Source organism: Mucilaginibacter rivuli, assembly GCF_019391655.1.
In the GTDB taxonomy this organism is placed as follows: Bacteria; Bacteroidota; Bacteroidia; order Sphingobacteriales; family Sphingobacteriaceae; genus Mucilaginibacter; species Mucilaginibacter rivuli.
In genome coordinates this window covers 260,047-278,957 of sequence record NZ_JAHXPQ010000001.1, presented here as the reverse complement: position 1 = coordinate 278,957, position 18,911 = coordinate 260,047, and the positions used below count along the sequence as shown (strand labels likewise).

The following is an 18,911-nucleotide window of genomic DNA, read 5'->3' as shown; positions in this document are numbered from 1 at the left end:
AGACTGAATGAAGCTTCTTCCTCAAATAACTCAAAAACCTGTACCATAACCGAAAAACACATTCACATTTACCGGCAACTTGCCTGTTGGTTTTAATTGCCCCAAAATAACCTTTACTGCCGAGCGTTGCATTTCATCGCTTTTTTGGTAGCCCATTAGCAACAGGCTGCTATTTTCTATCCCGGGTAAACCGGCAAGAGTGTAAGGGTTGGCAAAAACACTAATAACAGCGTTTGGTTGCGCTGCCAGCTCTGTAATAACCAGCTTTACCTCATTACTGAAATCCAGCTTGCTTTGCGGGCGGATGCGGGTATCGTGTACGCCAATAATGACCTTATCATATGCTTTTAGGGCTTGGCGCAGACTATCGATCTTTTGGGCGCTTGCCGTTTTGCTTAGGCTGAACAGGGTGCTATGGGTAAAGCTTTTTTGCAGTTCGCGCTGGTATAGGGTAGTATCGGCTGTGCCTATGCTGATGATGGCTGTTTTTTTTGTAAGATCGTCCGCGATGATGGTATAGTCGTTTTTAAGGCAGGTGATGGCCGCATCGGTAAGCTGCTGCACCAGGGCTTTGGCTTCCGGGCGGTTCAAGTCGGCAATCAGGTTTTCTGTCCGGATATCCTTTACATTGTTAAGCCCGGCCCAGTATTTGGCGGCCAGCACTTTTTTAACCCTCGCATCAAGATCGCTCATGGGTATGAGGCCCTGGCGGATAGCTTTTTTAATTTTATGGATGGCACGCCTGCTGTTTTCGGAAAGCTCCAAAATATCGTTACCGGCAATAAATGCTTTAACATCAGCCTCTCCATCGGGGAAGTATTTTACTACGCCTTTCATTCCCATCGCGTCGGAAACGATGAGGCCTTTAAAACCCAGCGAATCCCTCAGTATCCCGGTGATGATGGGTTTTGACAATGTGGATGGGAGGTGCGCGGTATTATCCAGCGCGGGGATGCTCATGTGCGCCACCATAACCCCGCTGATACCTGCTTTTATCGCCTCGCGGAATGGGTATTCCTCCAGGGAATCCAGCCGCTGGCGGGTAAAAGGCAACTGCGGCAGATCGAAATGTGAATCGACATCTGTATCACCATGGCCGGGAAAATGTTTCGCGGTAGTGAGGATGCCCGCATCCTGCATACCTTTCATGTAAGCGATACCTTTTTCGGCTACGTTGTATTTATTATCACCAAAGGAACGGAAACCGATAACAGGGTTATTGGGATTGTTATTTACATCCATATCCGGTCCGAAATTCATTTGCAGGCCCAGGCGTTTCAAATCCTGCGCCACCTGCTGGCCCATTTTGTATATAAGGGTATTATCCTGTATGGCGCCCAATGTCATCTGGTAGGGGTATGATATGGTAGAATCCAGGCGCATGCCTAAACCCCATTCGCCATCCATAGCAATAAGCAATGGCACTTTTGCTAAACGCTGGTATTTGTTAATTAATGTAGCCTCGCGCACAGGGCCACCCTGGAAAAATACTATGCCACCTAAATGCTGGTGTTTAATTACCTGCCCTACCGAATCCTGATAGCGCCGGCTTAAATTAGTATGCGCCCGCACCATAAATAGCTGGGCTATTTTTTGCCTTTTGGTGAGCCTGTTAAAAACAGAATCGACCCAATGGTTTTGCTGGTTTAACGATTGTATGAAGCTTTGCTGGGCCCATGCCCCGCCCGCAAATGCCGCCCATAAAAAAAGTATAATAACAAGTGCTTTGCCGTTTGCCTTCATATCAATTCAATTAACACAATTATCAGCAAAATAGTGCTGATAATAAATTTCTATAGCTAAAAGAGCTAAAGACACACCCTATTGTATAGTAAAATATACAGCAATCAAGCATTCGCAGGCTGATCTTGGCGGCACACTTACCCTCCAAGAACCTTAAAATAATGCACTTAGGTGTAAAAACAGGGTTTGGGAGATACAATGGCATGCTTATTTCATTGCGGTATCCAAATAAAAACAAATAACATGAAGAAGATTATATTTTTAGCTATGGCCCTGCTGGTGGCAGCTGCTGTAAATGCACAGATCAATTTTGGTATTAAAGGCGGCGGTAACCTGTCGAACATTATAAAAACCAACGATAAGAATTTTAATACCAGTTTTAAAGCAGGCTTTAATGCCGGGGTACTGTTGGATATTCACCTGGTTGGCCCTTTATCTTTTCAGCCTGAGGTATTGTACTCAACTAAAGGCTACTCTGCACAAACCACTTATGGTGTGTTTGATCAACGCACCAATTTTATTGACGCGCCATTGTTAGCCAAAATTAAATTAGCCCCCGGCTTTAGTGTAGTTGTTGGTCCGCAGATTTCATTTTTACTTGACACCAAAAACACTTATGATAACGGTTTTACCACCGTTGTACAGCAACAGTTTGAAAATGATAAAGACAAGTTTAAAAAGAGCCTGATTGACGGTGTTATTGGTTTTACCGCGGCGGCCAGCAAAAATATAGACATTGAGTTTCGCTATACACTGGATCTGCAACAGAATAACCAGGATGGTACCAGCCAAACCCCGCAATACCGCAACCAGGTATTCCAATTGGGTTTAGCTTTTAAAGCGTTTTAATTAAAACAGATAGTTTTTTGAAAGGTCTTCTCCGGTTGGAGAAGACCTTTTTTTGTTGCCCGGAACTATCGTAACCTATCCGCCGACTTTACCAGTTTATCGTCGCTCCTGATAGCTTTTATCGCCATGAGCACAAAAATTATAGCTACCGAAGGCATAATGGCGCCATAGTAAAAGTTATTGAATTTAAAAGTGCTGGCATCGGCAAGACCTTTAACGGTTTGGGTCATCCAAAAATAAAAACCGATAAGGGCCAGCATCCAGGCATAACAAAGCGCTATTTGCTGTTTACGATCCCGGTACCTGAACATAATGAGTAAAGGTATGATGGCGAGCACTACGGCAACTATGGTAAGTGCTAAAAAAGATGTAGTGCGTGTTAGGTGGCCGGCAACATCCTGGTACATACCATCTATTTTAAAGGTAGTTGCTGCTCCGCCAATATCTACATTATGAGCTATAGGTAAAACAAACATGGCCAAAACCGCCACCGTGGCTAATAATAAATATACTGATTGTATTCTTTGTAACATGATATGATATTTTGAAGCAAAGATAATTTGTTTGCGCAATATTAGCGTGCTTGTTATTACAGCTTTGGTTAACTTTGCGCGTGACCAAAACACAACGTTATTTTATCGAGATCGCTTTTGATGGTACACGCTACCATGGCTGGCAAACGCAGCCCAATGCCATTACTGTACAAGAGGTGCTGGATAAAGCTTTAAGTACTGTTTTGCGGCAAGCAATAGAAACCGTTGGCTGTGGCCGGACAGATGCGGGGGTGCATGCGAAGCAATTGTTTGCGCACTTTGATGTAATGGAAGATGGAAGAGGTAAAATGGAAAATGTGGATAGCGTACTGCGCAGTATCAATGGTTTATTGCCGATTGATATCACAGCGAAAAGATTGATCCCGGTTGATACTGAGGCGCATGCACGCTTTGATGCTACGTTGCGGAGTTATGAGTACCATGTCCATTTTGAAAAAGACCCGTTCAGGAATAATTTTTCGTGGCAGGTGCGGGATAAGCCCGATGTGGAGCTGATGAACAGGGCTGCTCAAATAGTTATGGAGTATACCGATTTTAGCTGCTTCAGCAAATCGAACACGCAGGTTAAAACCAATAATTGTAAAATAGCGCGTGCTGAATGGGCTTTGCATAACGATAAGGCCATATTCTATATCTCTGCCGATCGCTTTTTGCGCAATATGGTGAGGGCGATTGTTGGTACATTAATGATGGTTGGCCGCAAAGAAATTGAACCCGAAGAAGTACGACAGATCATCGAAAGTAAAAACCGCTCAAACGCCGGAACATCAGTACCGGCCTGCGGCTTGTATTTGACTGAGATAAAATACCCGTACCTTTAGTTGCTCGTTATTAAGTTATTGGTTGATGGTAATAGAGCTTTATACGTAATTTTGAATGTGGCTAATAACATAGCAACCTAATAACAAACAACTCACCAATGTCGCAGGTAACAGGTAAGGCAATTGACTGGAAATTATTGAAACGCGTAATGCGTTATGTAAAGCCCTACAAGGTAACTTTTGTTATCGCTGCTTTTTTGACGGTATTTTTAGCCGTAGCGGCTTTGGTGCAGCCCATCCTTACCCAAAAAACATTGGATGATTATATCCTGACGGGCAATTACAACGGCATGGTGCTCATGATCGCTTTAATGCTGGTAACACTCATTATCCAAACCGCGGCGCAGTATTATCAAACTTATTTAACCAATTCGCTGGGGCAATCGGTTATCCGTAATTTGCGGATAGATGTGTTTAACCATGTTACCAGCCTGCGTTTAAAATACTTTGACCGTACGCCTATCGGCGTGCTCATTACCCGCACCGTATCCGACCTGGAAACCATTGCCGATATCTTTTCAGAAGGGCTGATCTCCATCATCGGCGACCTGCTATTGGTAATAGCCATTGTAGCTTATATGCTCATTTGCGATTGGAAATTAGGGCTCATCACACTAATACCTATCCCCTTTGTTATTCTGGCTACCTATGTGTTTAAGGAAGCCATTAAATCTTCTTTCCAGGAAGTGCGCACGCAGGTAGCCAGGCTCAATACCTTTTTGGCTGAACACATTACCGGGGTGAGCATTATCCAATACTTTGCCCGCGAAGACCAGGAGATGCGCAAGTTTAACGAGGTGAACGAAAAACACCGCGATGCCAACATCCGCTCTAATTGGTACTATTCTATCTTTTTTCCCGTGGTGGAGATCTTCTCGGCCTTCTCGCTTGGCCTGTTGGTTTGGTACGGCTCCAAACGTATCCTGTCCGACCAGGAAATGGTACTGCTTTATGGCAAAGGTGTAACCCCGGGTTTAATATTCGCCTTTATCTTTCTGCTCAATTTAATGTTCAGGCCAATACGCCAGCTGGCGGATAAGTTTAACACCCTGCAAATGGGTATGGTAGGCGCCGACCGTATTTTCAAGGTTTTAGATACTGATGAAGTGGTAGTTAACACGGGCACTTTAAAACCCGAACATATTAATGGCGAAATTGAGTTTAACAAGGTTTGGTTTGCTTATAATGATGAGAACTGGGTATTGAAAGATATCTCATTTCACATCAAACCCGGCGAAACACTGGCTTTGGTAGGCGCAACAGGTGCCGGCAAATCATCAACCATTAATATACTGAACCGTTTTTATGAGATAGCACAAGGCAGCGCCAAAATAGACGGTTTTGATATCCGCGATTATGATCTGGACTTCTTGCGTACCCAGATAGCTACCGTTATACAGGATGTGTTTTTATTTACCGATACCATTGCCAATAACATCAGCCTGAACAACCCTGCCATATCGCGCGAACGTATCATCGCGGCAGCAAAAGAAGTTGGCGCGCACAATTTTATTGAGCGTTTGCCGGGTGGATATGATTATAATGTGATGGAACGGGGCTCTACCTTGTCGGCCGGGCAGGCGCAACTGATATCGTTTATACGTGCGCTGGTTTATGATCCTAAAATTTTGGTGCTGGATGAAGCCACCTCATCTGTTGATACCGAAACCGAAGAGCTGATACAAACCGCAATTTACAAGCTAATGGAGGGCCGTACCGCTATCGTTATAGCCCACCGCTTATCTACCATCCAAAATGCCGATAAGATCATCGTGCTTGACCATGGCGAAATTATGGAGATGGGCACCCACCAGCAGTTGCTGCGCATTACCGATGGCTACTACCGTAAACTGTACGATCTGCAGTTTAACTCGACAGGTATCAGGGTGGGATAAACTTCTGCTTAAACTTTCAACTCATCTATCAGTGCCGAAACCGACCGTACTATGGTGCTCATAATAGCAGGCGTATCGGTTAATTTGGCTATCATAATGCCACCCTCAATCAATGCTATAATTGATATGGCAACAGCTTCCTGATCGGTACTGCGTTTAAACTCGCCTGCATCTATACCACCTTGTACCAGGTTGGTGATGCCCTTTTTCCAGCGCAGTACCGCTTTTTCGGCACGTTCTTTTAATAAACCTCCGGTATCATCAGCCTCAACTGCCGTGTTTAATATAGGGCATCCACCTTTAGGAAAACCGCTGCCGGTATAAGCATGATACACCTTAACGTACACCATCAGCTTATCGCGATAGCTATCGGCCCGGTTTATTTTATCAATGGTTGAGCGCGTAATAATGCTCAGGTTATGATCGAAAGCGGCAAGGGCTACCTCTTCTTTATTTTCAAAATTGCCGTATATACTGCCCTTGGTAAGGCCTGTAGCATCCGTAATGTCCGACAGGGCAGTGCCTGCATAACCCTGCGTGTTAAACAGGGCGGCCGTAGCTTCGGTAATAAATTTACGGGTACGCTCGGCTTTAGGTACTTTGGTTTCCATTAACAAATATACCAATTGGTATTTAGCAAACAAGTAGTATGGCATAATCCTATTAAAAAAAATTGCTACCTTATGCTGCTCAAGCTAAACCCGTAATGAAGAAGGTACTCCTCAACTTAAACTTCCAGGTACTTATTGCAATATTGCTGGGCGTACTTGTCGGGAAATATTTCCCAACATTTGCGCCAACAGCCAAAATCATCAGCGAAAAATTTATCGACCTCATCAAGTGGCTCATCGCGCCTATTATCTTCCTTACCATCGTGCTGGGCATCGCCAGCATGGGCGATATCAAAAAGGTGGGCCGCGTTGGCGGTAAGGCCATCCTGTATTTCGAGGTCATCACCACCTTCGCCCTGTTCATCGGGCTGGCGGTGGCCAACATATTAAAACCCGGCGAGGGCCTGGCCGTTGCTGCCTCGCATAACGCTAAAGACCTTACCAAACTGGCCGACTACGAAAAGCAGGCCGGCAGCGGCTGGGATTTCCTCACCCACATCATCTCGCCCAATATGTTCGACTCGTTTACCCGTGGCGATATATTACAAATATTGCTGTTCGCTATATTATTTGGCTTCGGCATCAGCAAAATGGGCGCCGCCGGTCAATCGCTGCTCGGCACTTTCGATAAATTAGCCAAGGTATTCTTCAACATCATGAAGATGATCATGCGGCTTGCCCCGCTGGGTGCCTTTGGTGGTATGGCCTATACCGTGGGTACCTTCGGCGTAAAAACCCTGCGGCCGCTTGCCGCGCTTATGGGTTCGGTGTACCTCACCATGTTCCTCTTCATCTTCGTGGTGCTGTTCATTGTATGCAGGCTATGCAAATTCAGCCTGTTCAAATACCTCAAATTCATCAGGCAAGAAATACTGGTGGTGCTCGGCACCTCATCCTCCGAAACCGTTCTCCCCGCCATGATGGAGAAGATGGAGCAATTCGGCTGCTCCAAGTCGGTTGTCGATCTGGTAATCCCCACCGGCTACTCCTTCAACTTGGATGGCACCACCATTTACCTCGGTATGGCCGTCATCTTTCTGGCGCAAGCCTTCCACGTGCCGCTCACCTTCGGGCAGGAACTCAGCCTCATGGGCATCCTGATGGTAACCTCAAAAGGCGCGGCGGCCGTTACCGGCGGCGGCTTCATCGTACTCAGCTCAACCCTCATGGCTACTAAAATGATCCCGGTCGAGGGCCTGGTGGTATTGTTCGCGGTGGACAGGTTCATGTCCGAAGCACGCGCCATCACCAACATGATCGGCAACGGCATCGCCGCCATCGTCATCGCCAAAAGCGAAAAGGAGTTTGACCAGAATAAGTACCTGTCAGCGACCCGTTAATGTGCCAATTTGCAAATGTGCGGATGTGCAAATGATATCAAATTATGTCATGCTGAACTTGTTTCAGCACCCCATCATACAGGTAACCACTGGACCTAACCCAACACGTCATTGCGATCCGCTCCTTCAGCGGAGAAGCAAACCTTTGCGAGCCAGTCACGCCTGACATTGATCCATCGACAGGCCAATGACTTAATGACCTGATGACCCAATGACCAACCAAATTACAAATTTCGCAACCCATTTACCCAATATTGGGTATTTTCCTTGGGTATTCTTGGGTGTTTTTAAGTAAATCCGTTTGTCCTATTATGAAATTTGTAATCTTCCTATCGTTTTTGTCAGGTCATAATTCACGCATTCTTTTTTTGTCATTGCGAGGAGTCCCCTTTTCGGGGACGACGTGGCAATCCCTGAGACAGGTTTGGAACTATGCATATCGCCTACCTTTCTCAGGGATTGCCACGCTCGTGCTCGCAATAACAAATTTGAGATTGGGGGGGGGGTAAAAGTGGGTATATTTCAATGAACTTTTTCGTCTTGATTCTTGCTTCTTGACTCTTGCTTCTTACACTACCTCATAAACCAATGCATATAACCACAACTACCGCACACAAAACAGGTAGCTGTTTTATCCGCCCATTCCATGTTTAAGATGGTAAGCCCCGGCGAATGCAACTGCTCCTGCCGGGTGTAAAATGTATCTGTACCGCAAAAGGTGCAGATGAGTTGCTTGCCGTCAATTTCGTAGTTTTTTGGTTCTTCTTTGCTGAATAGTCCCATGATGGTTTAAATTTTTATTTAAGGTAGGGAATATTTACAAAGCGGTAAACTATAAAACGTTTTCTGTCTTGCATCTTGACTCTTGCTTCGCCTCTTTCTTAAAGGGGGATAAGTAAGATGCTAAACTCATTTTCCATTCAATCATTCAGAAAATCAATCACTCAATAATTGAACAAGGGGGGATAAAGTAAGAATCATTTCAAAGAAAAATCGGTGTAATTACCTATCAATCGGTGAAATCCCCATCACATACAAGGTACGCATTTTTGGTGAGATTGGCAAGAGAACTTCCTTGCAAATGCACAGTAATTACACCAACTATTCCCTGAAAAAAGAATTTTGGAAATCTAACTTGATAAAAATTAATGTAGATGTTTTGTACAATACAAAAATATTATATTCTTATATTTCAAAAATATTCATTTTTAATATTTAGTTTACATGGCTAAAACAAAAAGATCAAATAAAAATCAAGCTCTTTTACTATTAAATGTTATCGAGTCTGTAAGATCGCAAAAAGAAAGTGGTGGACAAAAATCTTTCGATGCCGGAATCTCTGAAATTTTTTCTCTATTAATAGCAAATGCAATTCAATACGAAAGGCGAAAGCAAGAAAACAACATAGAAATAGAAATTGAAAAATTCAAAAAGATTAATAAGGCAAAATTGTTTTTAGAGCCTGTGAATATATTTATTGGAACTAATAATTCCGGGAAAAGTAGTTTTATTCAAGGCATTCAATTTGCCATTTCAAGTGCCCAAACTTTACAACTCAAAAAAGCTAACTGGGTTAAAAAAGGCGATTCACGAACACTATCGTTAGATTCCTCAGATTTTTTATACACTCCTACTCGTCAAATTGAGAACCTTTATCATGGCGTTAAATTAACGGGCGCAAGAACAAAAAATGAGCGAAAAGAGATATGTTTTAAATTCAAGACTATTGTTGGAGAATCGCGAGTAAGTGTTGCAAGAGGAAAAAACGGCGGTTTTACTACGACGCACGTTGGGCGGTTACTGGGGGAACAACTTAATAGCATTAATTCACCTTTTTGTGTTTATGTCCCTGGTATTGCTGGTATTCCAGTAGAAGAAAAATACGAAGTTGTAATTTCGATAAAAAAATCAGCGACACGAGGTGATAGTAATAGCTACTTAAGAAATATCATTTATAGAATTTCTGAGGACAAGTCAAAGTGGGAAAGATTTCATACATCCATAAATAGGATTTATCCTGATATTGTTGTTGAAGCCTTTTTTGATGAAAATGTCTCAGAATTTATAAATATCACAGTCAAAACGAAGAATATTGTTTTACCTATAGATTCAGTAGGAACTGGAGTCTTGCAAACTATTCAAATATTTGCATATCTCGAATATTTTACCCCCAAAATTTTGCTTTTAGATGAACCAGACTCACACATACATCCAACTAAACAACATCTTTTGGCGAAGGAGTTATCTGATCGCGCGAGAAAGGACCGTGAATTACGCATAGTTTTTTCGACGCATTCTCGCTACATATTAGATGCGTTAGGAGAAACAGCACAAGTTATCCATTTTCAGGATGGTGGGGTGTTTTCTGGAATTAAAGGAAGTAAAATCTTGTTAGATATTGGAGCTGCTGATGCCGACTATTTGTTTTCGAAGAAGTCGTTAAAATATATTATCGTAACCGAAGACGTTGTTGATGGGGTTGAAGAAAAGAAAGCATTCCTTAAAAAATTTGTGATTGCGAATGGACTATCGGAAGATGAATTTGTCCTTCACTCATACGAGGGTTGTAAAAAAGTTCATTTTGCGAAATTGCTCGAAGGATTTGTTAGAAAACATATACCAAACGTAAAAGTTATTGTACACGTCGATAAAGATCAGAAGGAAGAATTAGATAGAGACTTACAAAAGTTCACTGCTGATTGTGAAAATCAAGGAATATTATCTTTTATTACGGAGTACTCTGAGATAGAAAATTATTTTTGTCAGCCAAAACATTTAAGCCAGATTTACAACTTACCTTATGCTGACTGTGAGCAAATTTATCACGAAAAAGTTTCTTCTTTAGAGCAATTTACGAAAGATAAAATTGCTAATTTCTTGTTACGTGAGAGAATAGAGTTATGCAAAAATTCTAACAATCAAATGGACATAAAAATAGTTAATGCCAATACAGACAAAATATATAAAGAAACTGGAACTGCATTAACTCCAGGTAAAGAGTTATTGGGTAAAATTAAATTGCACATGCAGACCGTATTGAAATTAAACCCTAATCTAATTGTAGATCAAAGTTCGGCACTTACATCCGAAACATTTCAACTTTTAATTGCAGAAGAAGCCAATTAGCTTATTTTTTAAATCTTAACATGCTGGTTCATGTATCCCTCTTTGCTGGCGTACGCAACGCTTCTGCCCGAAACACCCTAAAACTTATTCCCTTCTCAACTGTTGTCCCACCATAAACCAACCCAAACTATGAAAACGATAACAGTCCCCGGCGATCCGCATTCGGTACGTGCCCTGATGGTAAATAAAACGGAGATCTTCCACGACCACGAAACAGTACGCATCGATTCCTCGGACGGCAGCCAAAGTGTCGAAAAAACCATCTTCCGCATTGTTGATGCCGGAGAGGATAAGTGGGAATTGCAGTTTGAGTAGGCGATATTACCAGTAGTTATTCTTCTTAACCGCTTTGCTTTTCGCGTAAGGGATAGCAGCGGATACCGGCCCGTGGCTAAGGCCCGTGCAGTATGAGCGGATAGCCCGGCCCGCTTCTATCGGCGGGGTACGCCCCCTTGCTTCATTCTTTATATTTCGATAGCTTTGTATAACACAGCAAATCAAAACTTATGGAACTGATCATCGATTTCGATAACATTAAGGAACCAGGTAAAAAGGAATGTTTGCTACAATCATTAAAGTTAATGGGTATTGGTTTCCAGGCTACCGAAAAACCGCAAACTTTGCAGGAGTATAACGCCGACCTGGAAAGTGGTGAAGCCGAAATAAAACGCGGCGGCTTTATAACTACCGAAGACCTGAAGATTGAGATGCGTAAATGGTAATTCTCATCGCATGCTAAAAAGCTTAACACTATCTTTCATCCTGTTTTTCACGCTCCCCAGTTTCGCACAAACAGTTCATCATAAAAAACCTATACCGGCTTACCAGGTAAAACTGGCACACGTTATCGATAACCTTAAAGCCGATTCCGTAAAAATATATTCATTTTCTTGTGGCACACCCATTAAGCCACCGATAGGGATATTGCTTGAAGAACCTGATGAGAACAAAGATATATATCGCGAGGCGTTAATCGATTCCACTCAACATTGGGCATCCTCACTTGCCGATAGTGGTAAAGTTTTGAAAAAGAACGACATAAGAAACATACTTAAAACACTAAAATACAGCTATCTTGATGTATCCGGCAGCGACCCTAACGGCTGTAGCCAGCCACGAATGGGAATAATGTTTTTCAAGGGCGGCATCGTTAATGCTCACATATCAGTTTGCCTGGCATGCAGAAAAATGACTTTCGAGGAGTTTAAAAACGGGCATGTTTTTCATCACTATCGGTGGGGAACGTTAGGCCCTAAAACTTACACTTACTTCAAAACACTTTGCTCGACCTACAAATTACTTTGCTGCAAAAGAGAATATTAACTTAATATCTTACACTATTATAATTAACCAACCACGTCACGATGCTGAAAAAACTACTCCTCCCGCTATTCATTTTATTATTATCCCAACACCTCTTCGCCCAGGAAGAATACGTAAAACCCGGCCAAACCATCGCTAAAGACGCTGCACCGGGCATGAAGGTGAAACTCCTCAACGAAACGGGCAAGGGCCACAAAGTATACCTGGTTGTAATGAACCGCGGCGATGATATTTTGTCGGGCCTTACGGCCTTTGCCGAAAAGTACAATATCGGCTTCGCGCATTTTACAGGGCTGGGCGCGGTAAGCTCGGCAAGGCTGGGTTGTTATGATCGCGACAGGCAAATGTACCACATCATCCCCGTAAAGGGCCAGGCCGAAACGGTTTCGTTTATTGGCAACATCGCTACCTTTAACGGCAAGCCTACGGTGCATGTGCACATGGCGGTCGCTCAAAGCGACGGGCTGGTGCGTGGCGGCCACCTTTTCCAGGCCAATGTTTGGCCCACGCTGGAGGTGGTAGTGACGGTGGAGCCCCTCTCGATATACAAGAAAAAGGAGAACGATACAGGCTTCGCGCTGACCGACCCGGACCTTAATCAATAACAATATCGCGACATTTTGCGCTAAATGCATTTTAATGCAAACAGGCTTTGACTTTATAGTCAATAAGATTAGATTTGCGCAACAAAAATCCAAACCATGAGTGTTTTAGTCAACAAAAATTCTAAAGTAATAGTACAAGGTTTTACAGGTAACGAAGGTACCTATCATGCGTCGCAGATGATAGAGTACGGAACCCAGGTAGTTGGTGGCGTAACGCCAGGCAAAGGTGGCCAAAGCCATCTGGACCGCCCTGTGTTCAATACCGTTAAAGATGCTGTTGACAAAACCGGAGCCGATGTATCTATCATTTTTGTACCGCCGGCTTTTGCTGCCGATGCCATTATGGAAGCTGCCGAAGCAGGTATTAAAGTTATTGTTTGTATCACCGAGGGTATCCCTACAAAGGATATGGTTTTGGTTAAAGAATATATCAGCGACAGGGATTGCCGTTTGATCGGTCCGAATTGTCCGGGCATCATTACCGCCGGCGAGGCTAAGATCGGTATTATGCCGGGCTTTATCTTCCGCACAGGTAATGTAGGTGTAGTTTCAAAATCGGGAACCTTAACTTACGAAGCGGTTGACCAGGTGGTTAAAGCAGGTTTGGGTATCACTACTGCCATAGGTATTGGTGGCGACCCTATCATTGGTACACCAACCAAAGAAGCTGTTGAGTTATTAATGAACGACCCTGATACCCACGGTATCATTATGATAGGCGAAATTGGTGGCGGTATGGAAGCTGAAGCTGCGCTTTGGATAAAAGCTAACGGTACTAAACCGGTAGTTGGCTTTATAGCCGGCCAAACAGCGCCTCCGGGTCGCCGTATGGGCCACGCGGGTGCTATTGTTGGCGGTGCCGATGATACAGCTGCCGCTAAAATGAAGATCATGGCCGAATGCGGTATCCGCGTAGTAGAATCTCCTGCCGAAATTGGCGCTGCCATGGCTGAGGAGTTAGCTAAATTGAAAAAGTAATTAGTATTTAGTACATAGTATTTAGATATTGAAAGTCCTGACCTCTTGCGAGGTTGGGATTTTTTGTTTGAAGACTTTTGACTGTAAGGTTGCAAACCAAAACCCGACTAAACCGTATATTTATATAAATGATTAAATCGATCATTCAATAAATCAATCATTCAATCAATATGTCAAACTACAATAAACTAACCCCCGAAGAAGAATACGTTATCGTTCACAAAGGAACCGAAAGGCCATACACCGGGGAGTATACCAACAATAAAGTGCCCGGCGTTTATGAGTGCCGCAGGTGTAATTCGCCGTTATACAAATCGGCAGATAAGTTCGATTCGCATTGCGGCTGGCCAAGCTTTGATGATGAGATACCCGGCGCGGTAAAACGTGTGCTGGATGCCGATGGCCGCCGTGTGGAGATCGTTTGCGCCAATTGCGATGCGCATTTGGGCCACGTGTTTGAAGGGGAAAGGTTTACCCCGAAGAATACAAGGCATTGTGTAAACTCGCTGTCGATGAAGTTTGTGCCTGATGAGGCTTGATATTACTGCGCAGTAAACTTTTTCTGTACACCAAAATAATCATCATTAGCTACGCCGTCGCCGTCAAAGTCTATCATCCCGTTAAAGGTAGCCTTGTTATTGGCAATGCTGAGTTTCATTTTCAGGGTGGTTTTAGCAGGCTTTAACTGTTCCATCGTAACAGAATCGCCTTTAATGAACCAGGTGCCGGATGGCGCTTTAAAAATACTGTCTTTCAGGTTACGGTACTCAGAGTAATAAGTGCCATCTGCTTTAAAATAGGTGCGGATGGGTTTAATACCTAAACGGGTTTGCCAATTAGCGCTATCGGCCTCCATTATGTTTACTTTACCTGTTTTTAACGATGTCGCTTTTATCTTAACATAAAAATTGCGCCATTCGCCAATCAGTTGCGCGCTTAAACTGGTTTGAAATGGCTTAGCCGTAAATGCCAATAGGCCAAAACAAATGGCAATTGCTATGGTAATCTTAAACGCTTTCATGTGTACTCCGCTTTTTGGGTTTTGGCTTTTGTGTTTTCTGCTGGAAAAATCTAAAAACCGATACCAGCAGCACCGCCCACAAGGCAAGGCAAATAATATCAAAAATAAAAAAGAGTGTATCGGCAAAAGGCTCCAGGTGAAATACCCGCTCAATCGCATGCATCGGGAACAGGATGATATTATCAATAGCCCTGCTTGTGCTTACAATAAAACCGTTCTCCATTGCGCCCTGGTCATTCCAGCCCACGCATACCATGGCCAAAAAATTTACAGGCAGTAAGGCGCTAAATACAATAAGCGTTAATTTTCCTTTAGATATACGGCGGGCTTTTATCATTCGGCTAAAACAGGTTGACTAAACGTTCCAATGCCATACCCCGCGAACCTTTTATTAATACAGTAGCATTTTTAACAGGCTGCGCTTTCAGGGCGGTTATGGCTTCATCCGCATCACGGAAAAATATGGCATTTGTTTCACCCTTTTGGCGATAAAATTCTTCACCAATAAAAATACGTTCATCAACAGGGGTAACCATAGCTTTGTTAATTATAGCGGTATGCTCGGCGGGGCTTTCATCACCCAGTTCAAACATGTCCCCTAAAATCAATATTTTATGTGGAAAATCCAAAAGTCCCACATTTTCAATGGCTACCAGCATACTGCTGGGGTTGGCATTGTAGTAATCGCATATCAGGGTGTTGGTTTCCGTTGTCACAATTTGCGACCGGTTATTGGTTGGTGCATAGTTTTCAATACCGCGGTTCAGCTCCTCTTCGGATAGCTTAAAGTAATGCCCGATGCATATTGCCGCCAGAATATTATCCAAATTATAAGCCCCCGTAAGTTGCGATTGGGCTATATGATAAGTGCTCTCCTTCAGTTTCCATTGCAGTTTCAGGAAAGGCGAATTTTCGATGAGCTTACCCGATACGGCATTGGCTTCATCAGCACCATAATAAACCACATTTTGCATCGAACGCTCTTTTACCATATCAAGCAGCACTTCGCTATCCGCATTTACAAATGCTACACCCTTGCTTGTTTTGAGGTAGTCGAATAGCTCGCCTTTGCCTTTTTTAACACCCTCACGGCCGCCAAAACCCTCCAGGTGGGCGCGGCCTACGTTGGTGATCAGTCCGTGTGTAGGCTGGCAAATATTGCTCAGTAATTCAATCTCCTTTTGGTGATTGGCACCCATCTCAACAATAGCTACCTCAACATCGCTTTTTATGGCAAGCAAAGTTAAAGGCACACCAATATGGTTGTTCAGGTTGCCAATGGTGGCATAGGTTTTATAGTGTTGCGATAACACGGAATTAATAAGCTCTTTAGTAGTGGTTTTCCCGTTAGATCCGGTTAGCCCGATAACCGGGATTTGCAGTTGGCTGCGATGATATTTAGCTAACTCTTGCAAGGTAGTAAGCACATCATTAACCAGTATTTGTTTATCGGATGTTTGATAGGCCGGGTTATCAATAACGGCATAAGCAGCACCCGCGGCAATGGCTTGTTCTGCAAAGGTATTGGCATCAAACTTATCGCCTTTAAGGGCGAAGAATATACTCCCCGGTGCTATTTTGCGGGTATCGGTGCTGATAACCGGGTATTGTTGATAGATAGCGTATAGTTGTTCGATGGTCATTTGTTGTACAAGTATAAAAAAAATCAGTAAAAAAGCATGGCCTTGTGCGATTCCCCTCTTGAGAGGGGCGGAGGGGTGTGTTATATAAGTAATGCAAGGCAAATAACACACCCCTGCTACCGCGCTTACCCTTCGCGCCCCCTCTCAAGAGGGGAATAAAAACATACTATTTATTTTCTTTCATCCCCTGCATCCAGGCTATTACGGCTTTTATCTCACCGTAACTGTAGCCCTCGCCCAAAACTTCTTTTAACGGACTTAACTGAGCATCGCCATAACTTTCAATTGCATTTTTAATGGCGGGTATTTTTTCAGGAGCGGTAATTTCCGATACATCGATCTCGCCGCTTTTTACAAAAATGCTGAGGTGGCCCTCTATCGTAACGGTTGATAAACCACGCACTTTGGCTATTTCACCCACAGCCATGCCAGCTTTAAACAGGGTGAAACTTTCGCGCTGTGTATTGTTCGGGCCTGATGATGATTTTGCCTTACGTTCCTTTTTGGGAGATTTCAGACTTATTTTAGACGTAAGATCATGCTGCTTACAATAACTAACTATCGCCGTGCTGAATGCCTCGCCATAGCGGGCAAGCTTTACATCGCCAAAGCCGGATATTTGCCTTAGTTCGCTCAGCTCCTGCGGCAAATAGGTAGCCATTTCCTGCAAGCCGGCATCCGATAAAATGATATAGGGTGGTACATTTTCCCTGTTGGCAATTGTAGTTCGTATTTGTTTCAATTCGGCCAATAAACCGGCTTCATACGGCAACGCAAATTGTGGTGTTTCCCGCTCGTGGATAACCTGTATTTTGGTGAGTAACACTTCCTGTTGCCCTTTGAGTACCAATGATGCTTTGGGCTGCAGTTTTAATATCGGGTACGGGTCGCCTTCAATGTTGATGTAATCCTGCGCCATCAGTTCGCGAATGTATTGCTGCCAGTCGGCTTTGCTGATATCGGCACCAATGCCGTAGGTTTTGAGCTGTTTATGGCTTTCGCGGATCTTTTCGCTTTTTGAGCCGCGCAAAAATTCAATGATATAACCCATCCCAAAGCTTTCGCCGGTGCGGGCTATAGCCGAAAACAGTTTTTGCGCTATCACTGTACCATCTATCTTTTCTACATCGCTCAGGCATACATCGCAGGCGCCGCAATGGTCGGGGGCCTGTTCATCAAAGTATCGCAACAAAAACTGGCGCCGGCAGGTGTGCAACTGGCAAAAGCGTACCATATCATCCAGCTTTTTCAGCATGATCCTGCTTTGCTCTTCGTTACCTTCTACTTTGGCAAAGCCTTTCAGCTTTTCGGCATCACCGTATGAGAAGAACAGCAGGGCCTCGCTCGACAAACCATCACGCCCGGCGCGGCCTGTTTCCTGGTAATAGCCTTCAATGTTTTTGGGCAGGTCCATGTGCACCACATAGCGTACGTTGCTTTTGTTAATACCCATCCCGAAAGCGATGGTAGCGACGATGATCTTTACCTCATCGCGTAAAAAAGCTTCCTGGTTTTTGTCTTTGGTAGCGCGGTCTAACCCCGCATGGTAAGCCTCTGCCTGGAAACCCTCATCGCGCAGATCTTGCGCAAGCTTTTCGGTCGATTGTCGCGATAAGCAATAAATAATACCCGATTCATCTTTATGCGTATCTAAAAAGTCAAGCAACTGGTCGAAGCTTTTCCTTTTGGGGGATATGCGGTAACTGATGTTATGCCTGTCGAACGAGGAGATAAATACAGCCGGATCGTTCAGGTTAAGTTTATCGAGGATATCGTTTCGTGTGATCTTATCCGCCGTAGCGGTTAAAGCAATTACCGGTATGTTGGGGAATGATATTTTCAGTCCGGCCAGCATCAGGTATTCGGGCCTGAAATCATGTCCCCAGTGCGATATACAGTGCGCCTCATCTATCGCGATGAGCGAAACTTTTAATGTTTTGAGGAAATCGATCAAACGGCTCTCGGAGCTGAACAGCCGCTCAGGCGCGAGGTATAAAAGTTTGATCTCGTTATTACGTAATTGCTGGATAAGCACCCGCTGCTCACCCTCATTTTGTGATGAGTTGAGGAATGCCGCTTTGATGCCGTTAATGTTCAACGCGTCAACCTGGTCCTTCATCAAGGCTATCAATGGTGATATCACTACCGTTAAACCATCAAACATCACAGCGGGTAACTGGTAGCAAATTGATTTACCGCCCCCGGTAGGCATCAGCACCAGCGTATCCTGTTGTTTAATTACATTATTGATAATGGCTTCCTGCTCGTGGCGGAAACCGTTGTAACCAAAATATTTATGCAGTGCTTCGTGGGTGGTCATTCACGGTAAAGTTAATATCTGCAGGCATGTTTATGTACGCTATAATGCTTTTTTTGATAAATCTTTTTTAGATTAGCTTGTC

At 43.8% G+C, this 18,911-nt stretch carries 19 protein-coding genes; 11 read left to right on the top strand and 8 right to left on the bottom strand.

Annotated features, from left to right (window positions below; genetic code table 11):
* Positions 1-30: 30 nt before the first annotated feature.
* Positions 31-1,743 (bottom strand): glycoside hydrolase family 3 protein, encoded by a 1,713-nt coding sequence (locus KXQ82_RS01330; RefSeq protein WP_219486120.1) that lies wholly within the window; start codon positions 1,741-1,743, stop codon positions 31-33.
* A 243-nt stretch (positions 1,744-1,986) separates the two neighbouring features.
* Here KXQ82_RS01330 and KXQ82_RS01325 point away from each other — a divergent pair, with 243 nt between their 5' ends.
* Positions 1,987-2,592: a porin family protein gene (locus KXQ82_RS01325; protein ID WP_219486118.1), complete on the top strand. Its 606-nt coding sequence runs from the start codon at positions 1,987-1,989 to the stop codon at positions 2,590-2,592.
* Positions 2,593-2,657: 65 nt separating this feature from the next.
* Here KXQ82_RS01325 and KXQ82_RS01320 read toward each other — a convergent pair whose 3' ends face one another.
* The gene (locus KXQ82_RS01320) at positions 2,658-3,125 is read right to left on the bottom strand and encodes a DUF4293 domain-containing protein (protein ID WP_219486117.1); all 468 of its coding nucleotides are present in this window, start codon (positions 3,123-3,125) and stop codon (positions 2,658-2,660) included.
* A gap of 80 nt (positions 3,126-3,205) precedes the next feature.
* Between KXQ82_RS01320 and truA the strand changes: the two genes are divergently transcribed.
* On the top strand, positions 3,206-3,967 hold the full coding sequence (gene truA / locus KXQ82_RS01315) for a tRNA pseudouridine(38-40) synthase TruA (RefSeq protein WP_219486115.1): 762 nt from the start codon (positions 3,206-3,208) through the stop codon (positions 3,965-3,967).
* 98 nt (positions 3,968-4,065) lie between these two features.
* Entirely contained in the window at positions 4,066-5,862 is a 1,797-nt protein-coding gene (locus KXQ82_RS01310; protein ID WP_219486113.1) for an ABC transporter ATP-binding protein, read from the top strand.
* 8 nt (positions 5,863-5,870) lie between these two features.
* Here KXQ82_RS01310 and KXQ82_RS01305 read toward each other — a convergent pair whose 3' ends face one another.
* Positions 5,871-6,473, bottom strand: a complete 603-nt coding sequence (locus KXQ82_RS01305) for a TetR/AcrR family transcriptional regulator (protein WP_219486111.1) — start codon at positions 6,471-6,473, stop codon at positions 5,871-5,873.
* Between the two features lie 95 nt (positions 6,474-6,568).
* Between KXQ82_RS01305 and dctA the strand changes: the two genes are divergently transcribed.
* Positions 6,569-7,813 carry a C4-dicarboxylate transporter DctA gene (dctA, locus tag KXQ82_RS01300; protein ID WP_219486108.1) on the top strand — a complete coding sequence of 415 codons (1,245 nt, stop codon included), beginning with the start codon at positions 6,569-6,571 and terminating at the stop codon, positions 7,811-7,813.
* Between the two features lie 573 nt (positions 7,814-8,386).
* Here dctA and KXQ82_RS01295 read toward each other — a convergent pair.
* Entirely contained in the window at positions 8,387-8,596 is a 210-nt protein-coding gene (locus KXQ82_RS01295; protein ID WP_219486106.1) for a hypothetical protein, read from the bottom strand.
* Between the two features lie 441 nt (positions 8,597-9,037).
* Here KXQ82_RS01295 and KXQ82_RS01290 point away from each other — a divergent pair, with 441 nt between their 5' ends.
* The 7 genes from KXQ82_RS01290 to KXQ82_RS01260 all read left to right on the top strand — a co-directional run bounded on the left by KXQ82_RS01290 (position 9,038) and on the right by KXQ82_RS01260 (position 14,384).
* Positions 9,038-10,939, top strand: coding sequence for an ATP-dependent nuclease (locus tag KXQ82_RS01290; RefSeq protein ID WP_219486105.1), 1,902 nt, complete (start codon positions 9,038-9,040; stop codon positions 10,937-10,939).
* A gap of 129 nt (positions 10,940-11,068) precedes the next feature.
* Positions 11,069-11,254, top strand: coding sequence for a hypothetical protein (locus tag KXQ82_RS01285; protein WP_219486104.1), 186 nt, complete (start codon positions 11,069-11,071; stop codon positions 11,252-11,254).
* Positions 11,255-11,445: 191 nt separating this feature from the next.
* Positions 11,446-11,661 carry a hypothetical protein gene (locus KXQ82_RS01280; RefSeq protein ID WP_219486103.1) on the top strand — a complete coding sequence of 72 codons (216 nt, stop codon included), beginning with the start codon at positions 11,446-11,448 and terminating at the stop codon, positions 11,659-11,661.
* A 10-nt stretch (positions 11,662-11,671) separates the two neighbouring features.
* The gene (locus KXQ82_RS01275) at positions 11,672-12,262 is read left to right on the top strand and encodes a hypothetical protein (RefSeq protein WP_219486102.1); all 591 of its coding nucleotides are present in this window, start codon (positions 11,672-11,674) and stop codon (positions 12,260-12,262) included.
* Positions 12,263-12,303: 41 nt separating this feature from the next.
* Entirely contained in the window at positions 12,304-12,867 is a 564-nt protein-coding gene (locus tag KXQ82_RS01270; protein ID WP_219486101.1) for a PPC domain-containing DNA-binding protein, read from the top strand.
* A 96-nt stretch (positions 12,868-12,963) separates the two neighbouring features.
* Entirely contained in the window at positions 12,964-13,845 is an 882-nt protein-coding gene (gene sucD, locus KXQ82_RS01265) for a succinate--CoA ligase subunit alpha (protein ID WP_219486100.1), read from the top strand.
* Positions 13,846-14,015: 170 nt separating this feature from the next.
* Entirely contained in the window at positions 14,016-14,384 is a 369-nt protein-coding gene (locus KXQ82_RS01260) for a methionine-R-sulfoxide reductase (protein WP_219486099.1), read from the top strand.
* A gap of 2 nt (positions 14,385-14,386) precedes the next feature.
* On the opposite strand, the gene KXQ82_RS01255 is transcribed toward KXQ82_RS01260, so the two are convergent.
* The 4 genes from KXQ82_RS01255 to recQ all read right to left on the bottom strand — a co-directional run bounded on the left by KXQ82_RS01255 (position 14,387) and on the right by recQ (position 18,829).
* Complete coding sequence (locus KXQ82_RS01255) at positions 14,387-14,866, bottom strand: hypothetical protein (RefSeq protein ID WP_219486097.1); 480 nt, start codon at positions 14,864-14,866, stop codon at positions 14,387-14,389.
* Entirely contained in the window at positions 14,853-15,203 is a 351-nt protein-coding gene (locus KXQ82_RS01250) for a hypothetical protein (RefSeq protein ID WP_219486095.1), read from the bottom strand. Before KXQ82_RS01250 ends, KXQ82_RS01255 begins: the two co-directional genes overlap by 14 nt.
* 4 nt (positions 15,204-15,207) lie before the next feature.
* Positions 15,208-16,509, bottom strand: coding sequence for a UDP-N-acetylmuramoyl-tripeptide--D-alanyl-D-alanine ligase (locus KXQ82_RS01245; RefSeq protein ID WP_219486093.1), 1,302 nt, complete (start codon positions 16,507-16,509; stop codon positions 15,208-15,210).
* A 166-nt stretch (positions 16,510-16,675) separates the two neighbouring features.
* Positions 16,676-18,829 carry a DNA helicase RecQ gene (gene recQ / locus KXQ82_RS01240; RefSeq protein WP_219486092.1) on the bottom strand — a complete coding sequence of 718 codons (2,154 nt, stop codon included), beginning with the start codon at positions 18,827-18,829 and terminating at the stop codon, positions 16,676-16,678.
* Positions 18,830-18,911: the final 82 nt, after the last annotated feature.

Coding starts and splice junctions, on each gene's coding strand:
- KXQ82_RS01330 (WP_219486120.1), bottom strand. CDS start 1,743: ATGAAGGCAAACGGCAAAGCACTTGTTATTATACTTTTTTTATGGGCG.
- KXQ82_RS01325 (WP_219486118.1), top strand. CDS start 1,987: ATGAAGAAGATTATATTTTTAGCTATGGCCCTGCTGGTGGCAGCTGCT.
- KXQ82_RS01320 (WP_219486117.1), bottom strand. CDS start 3,125: ATGTTACAAAGAATACAATCAGTATATTTATTATTAGCCACGGTGGCG.
- KXQ82_RS01310 (WP_219486113.1), top strand. CDS start 4,066: ATGTCGCAGGTAACAGGTAAGGCAATTGACTGGAAATTATTGAAACGC.
- KXQ82_RS01305 (WP_219486111.1), bottom strand. CDS start 6,473: ATGGAAACCAAAGTACCTAAAGCCGAGCGTACCCGTAAATTTATTACC.
- dctA (WP_219486108.1), top strand. CDS start 6,569: ATGAAGAAGGTACTCCTCAACTTAAACTTCCAGGTACTTATTGCAATA.
- KXQ82_RS01295 (WP_219486106.1), bottom strand. CDS start 8,596: ATGGGACTATTCAGCAAAGAAGAACCAAAAAACTACGAAATTGACGGC.
- KXQ82_RS01290 (WP_219486105.1), top strand. CDS start 9,038: ATGGCTAAAACAAAAAGATCAAATAAAAATCAAGCTCTTTTACTATTA.
- KXQ82_RS01285 (WP_219486104.1), top strand. CDS start 11,069: ATGAAAACGATAACAGTCCCCGGCGATCCGCATTCGGTACGTGCCCTG.
- KXQ82_RS01280 (WP_219486103.1), top strand. CDS start 11,446: ATGGAACTGATCATCGATTTCGATAACATTAAGGAACCAGGTAAAAAG.
- KXQ82_RS01275 (WP_219486102.1), top strand. CDS start 11,672: ATGCTAAAAAGCTTAACACTATCTTTCATCCTGTTTTTCACGCTCCCC.
- KXQ82_RS01270 (WP_219486101.1), top strand. CDS start 12,304: ATGCTGAAAAAACTACTCCTCCCGCTATTCATTTTATTATTATCCCAA.
- sucD (WP_219486100.1), top strand. CDS start 12,964: ATGAGTGTTTTAGTCAACAAAAATTCTAAAGTAATAGTACAAGGTTTT.
- KXQ82_RS01260 (WP_219486099.1), top strand. CDS start 14,016: ATGTCAAACTACAATAAACTAACCCCCGAAGAAGAATACGTTATCGTT.
- KXQ82_RS01255 (WP_219486097.1), bottom strand. CDS start 14,866: ATGAAAGCGTTTAAGATTACCATAGCAATTGCCATTTGTTTTGGCCTA.
- KXQ82_RS01250 (WP_219486095.1), bottom strand. CDS start 15,203: ATGATAAAAGCCCGCCGTATATCTAAAGGAAAATTAACGCTTATTGTA.
- KXQ82_RS01245 (WP_219486093.1), bottom strand. CDS start 16,509: ATGACCATCGAACAACTATACGCTATCTATCAACAATACCCGGTTATC.
- recQ (WP_219486092.1), bottom strand. CDS start 18,829: ATGACCACCCACGAAGCACTGCATAAATATTTTGGTTACAACGGTTTC.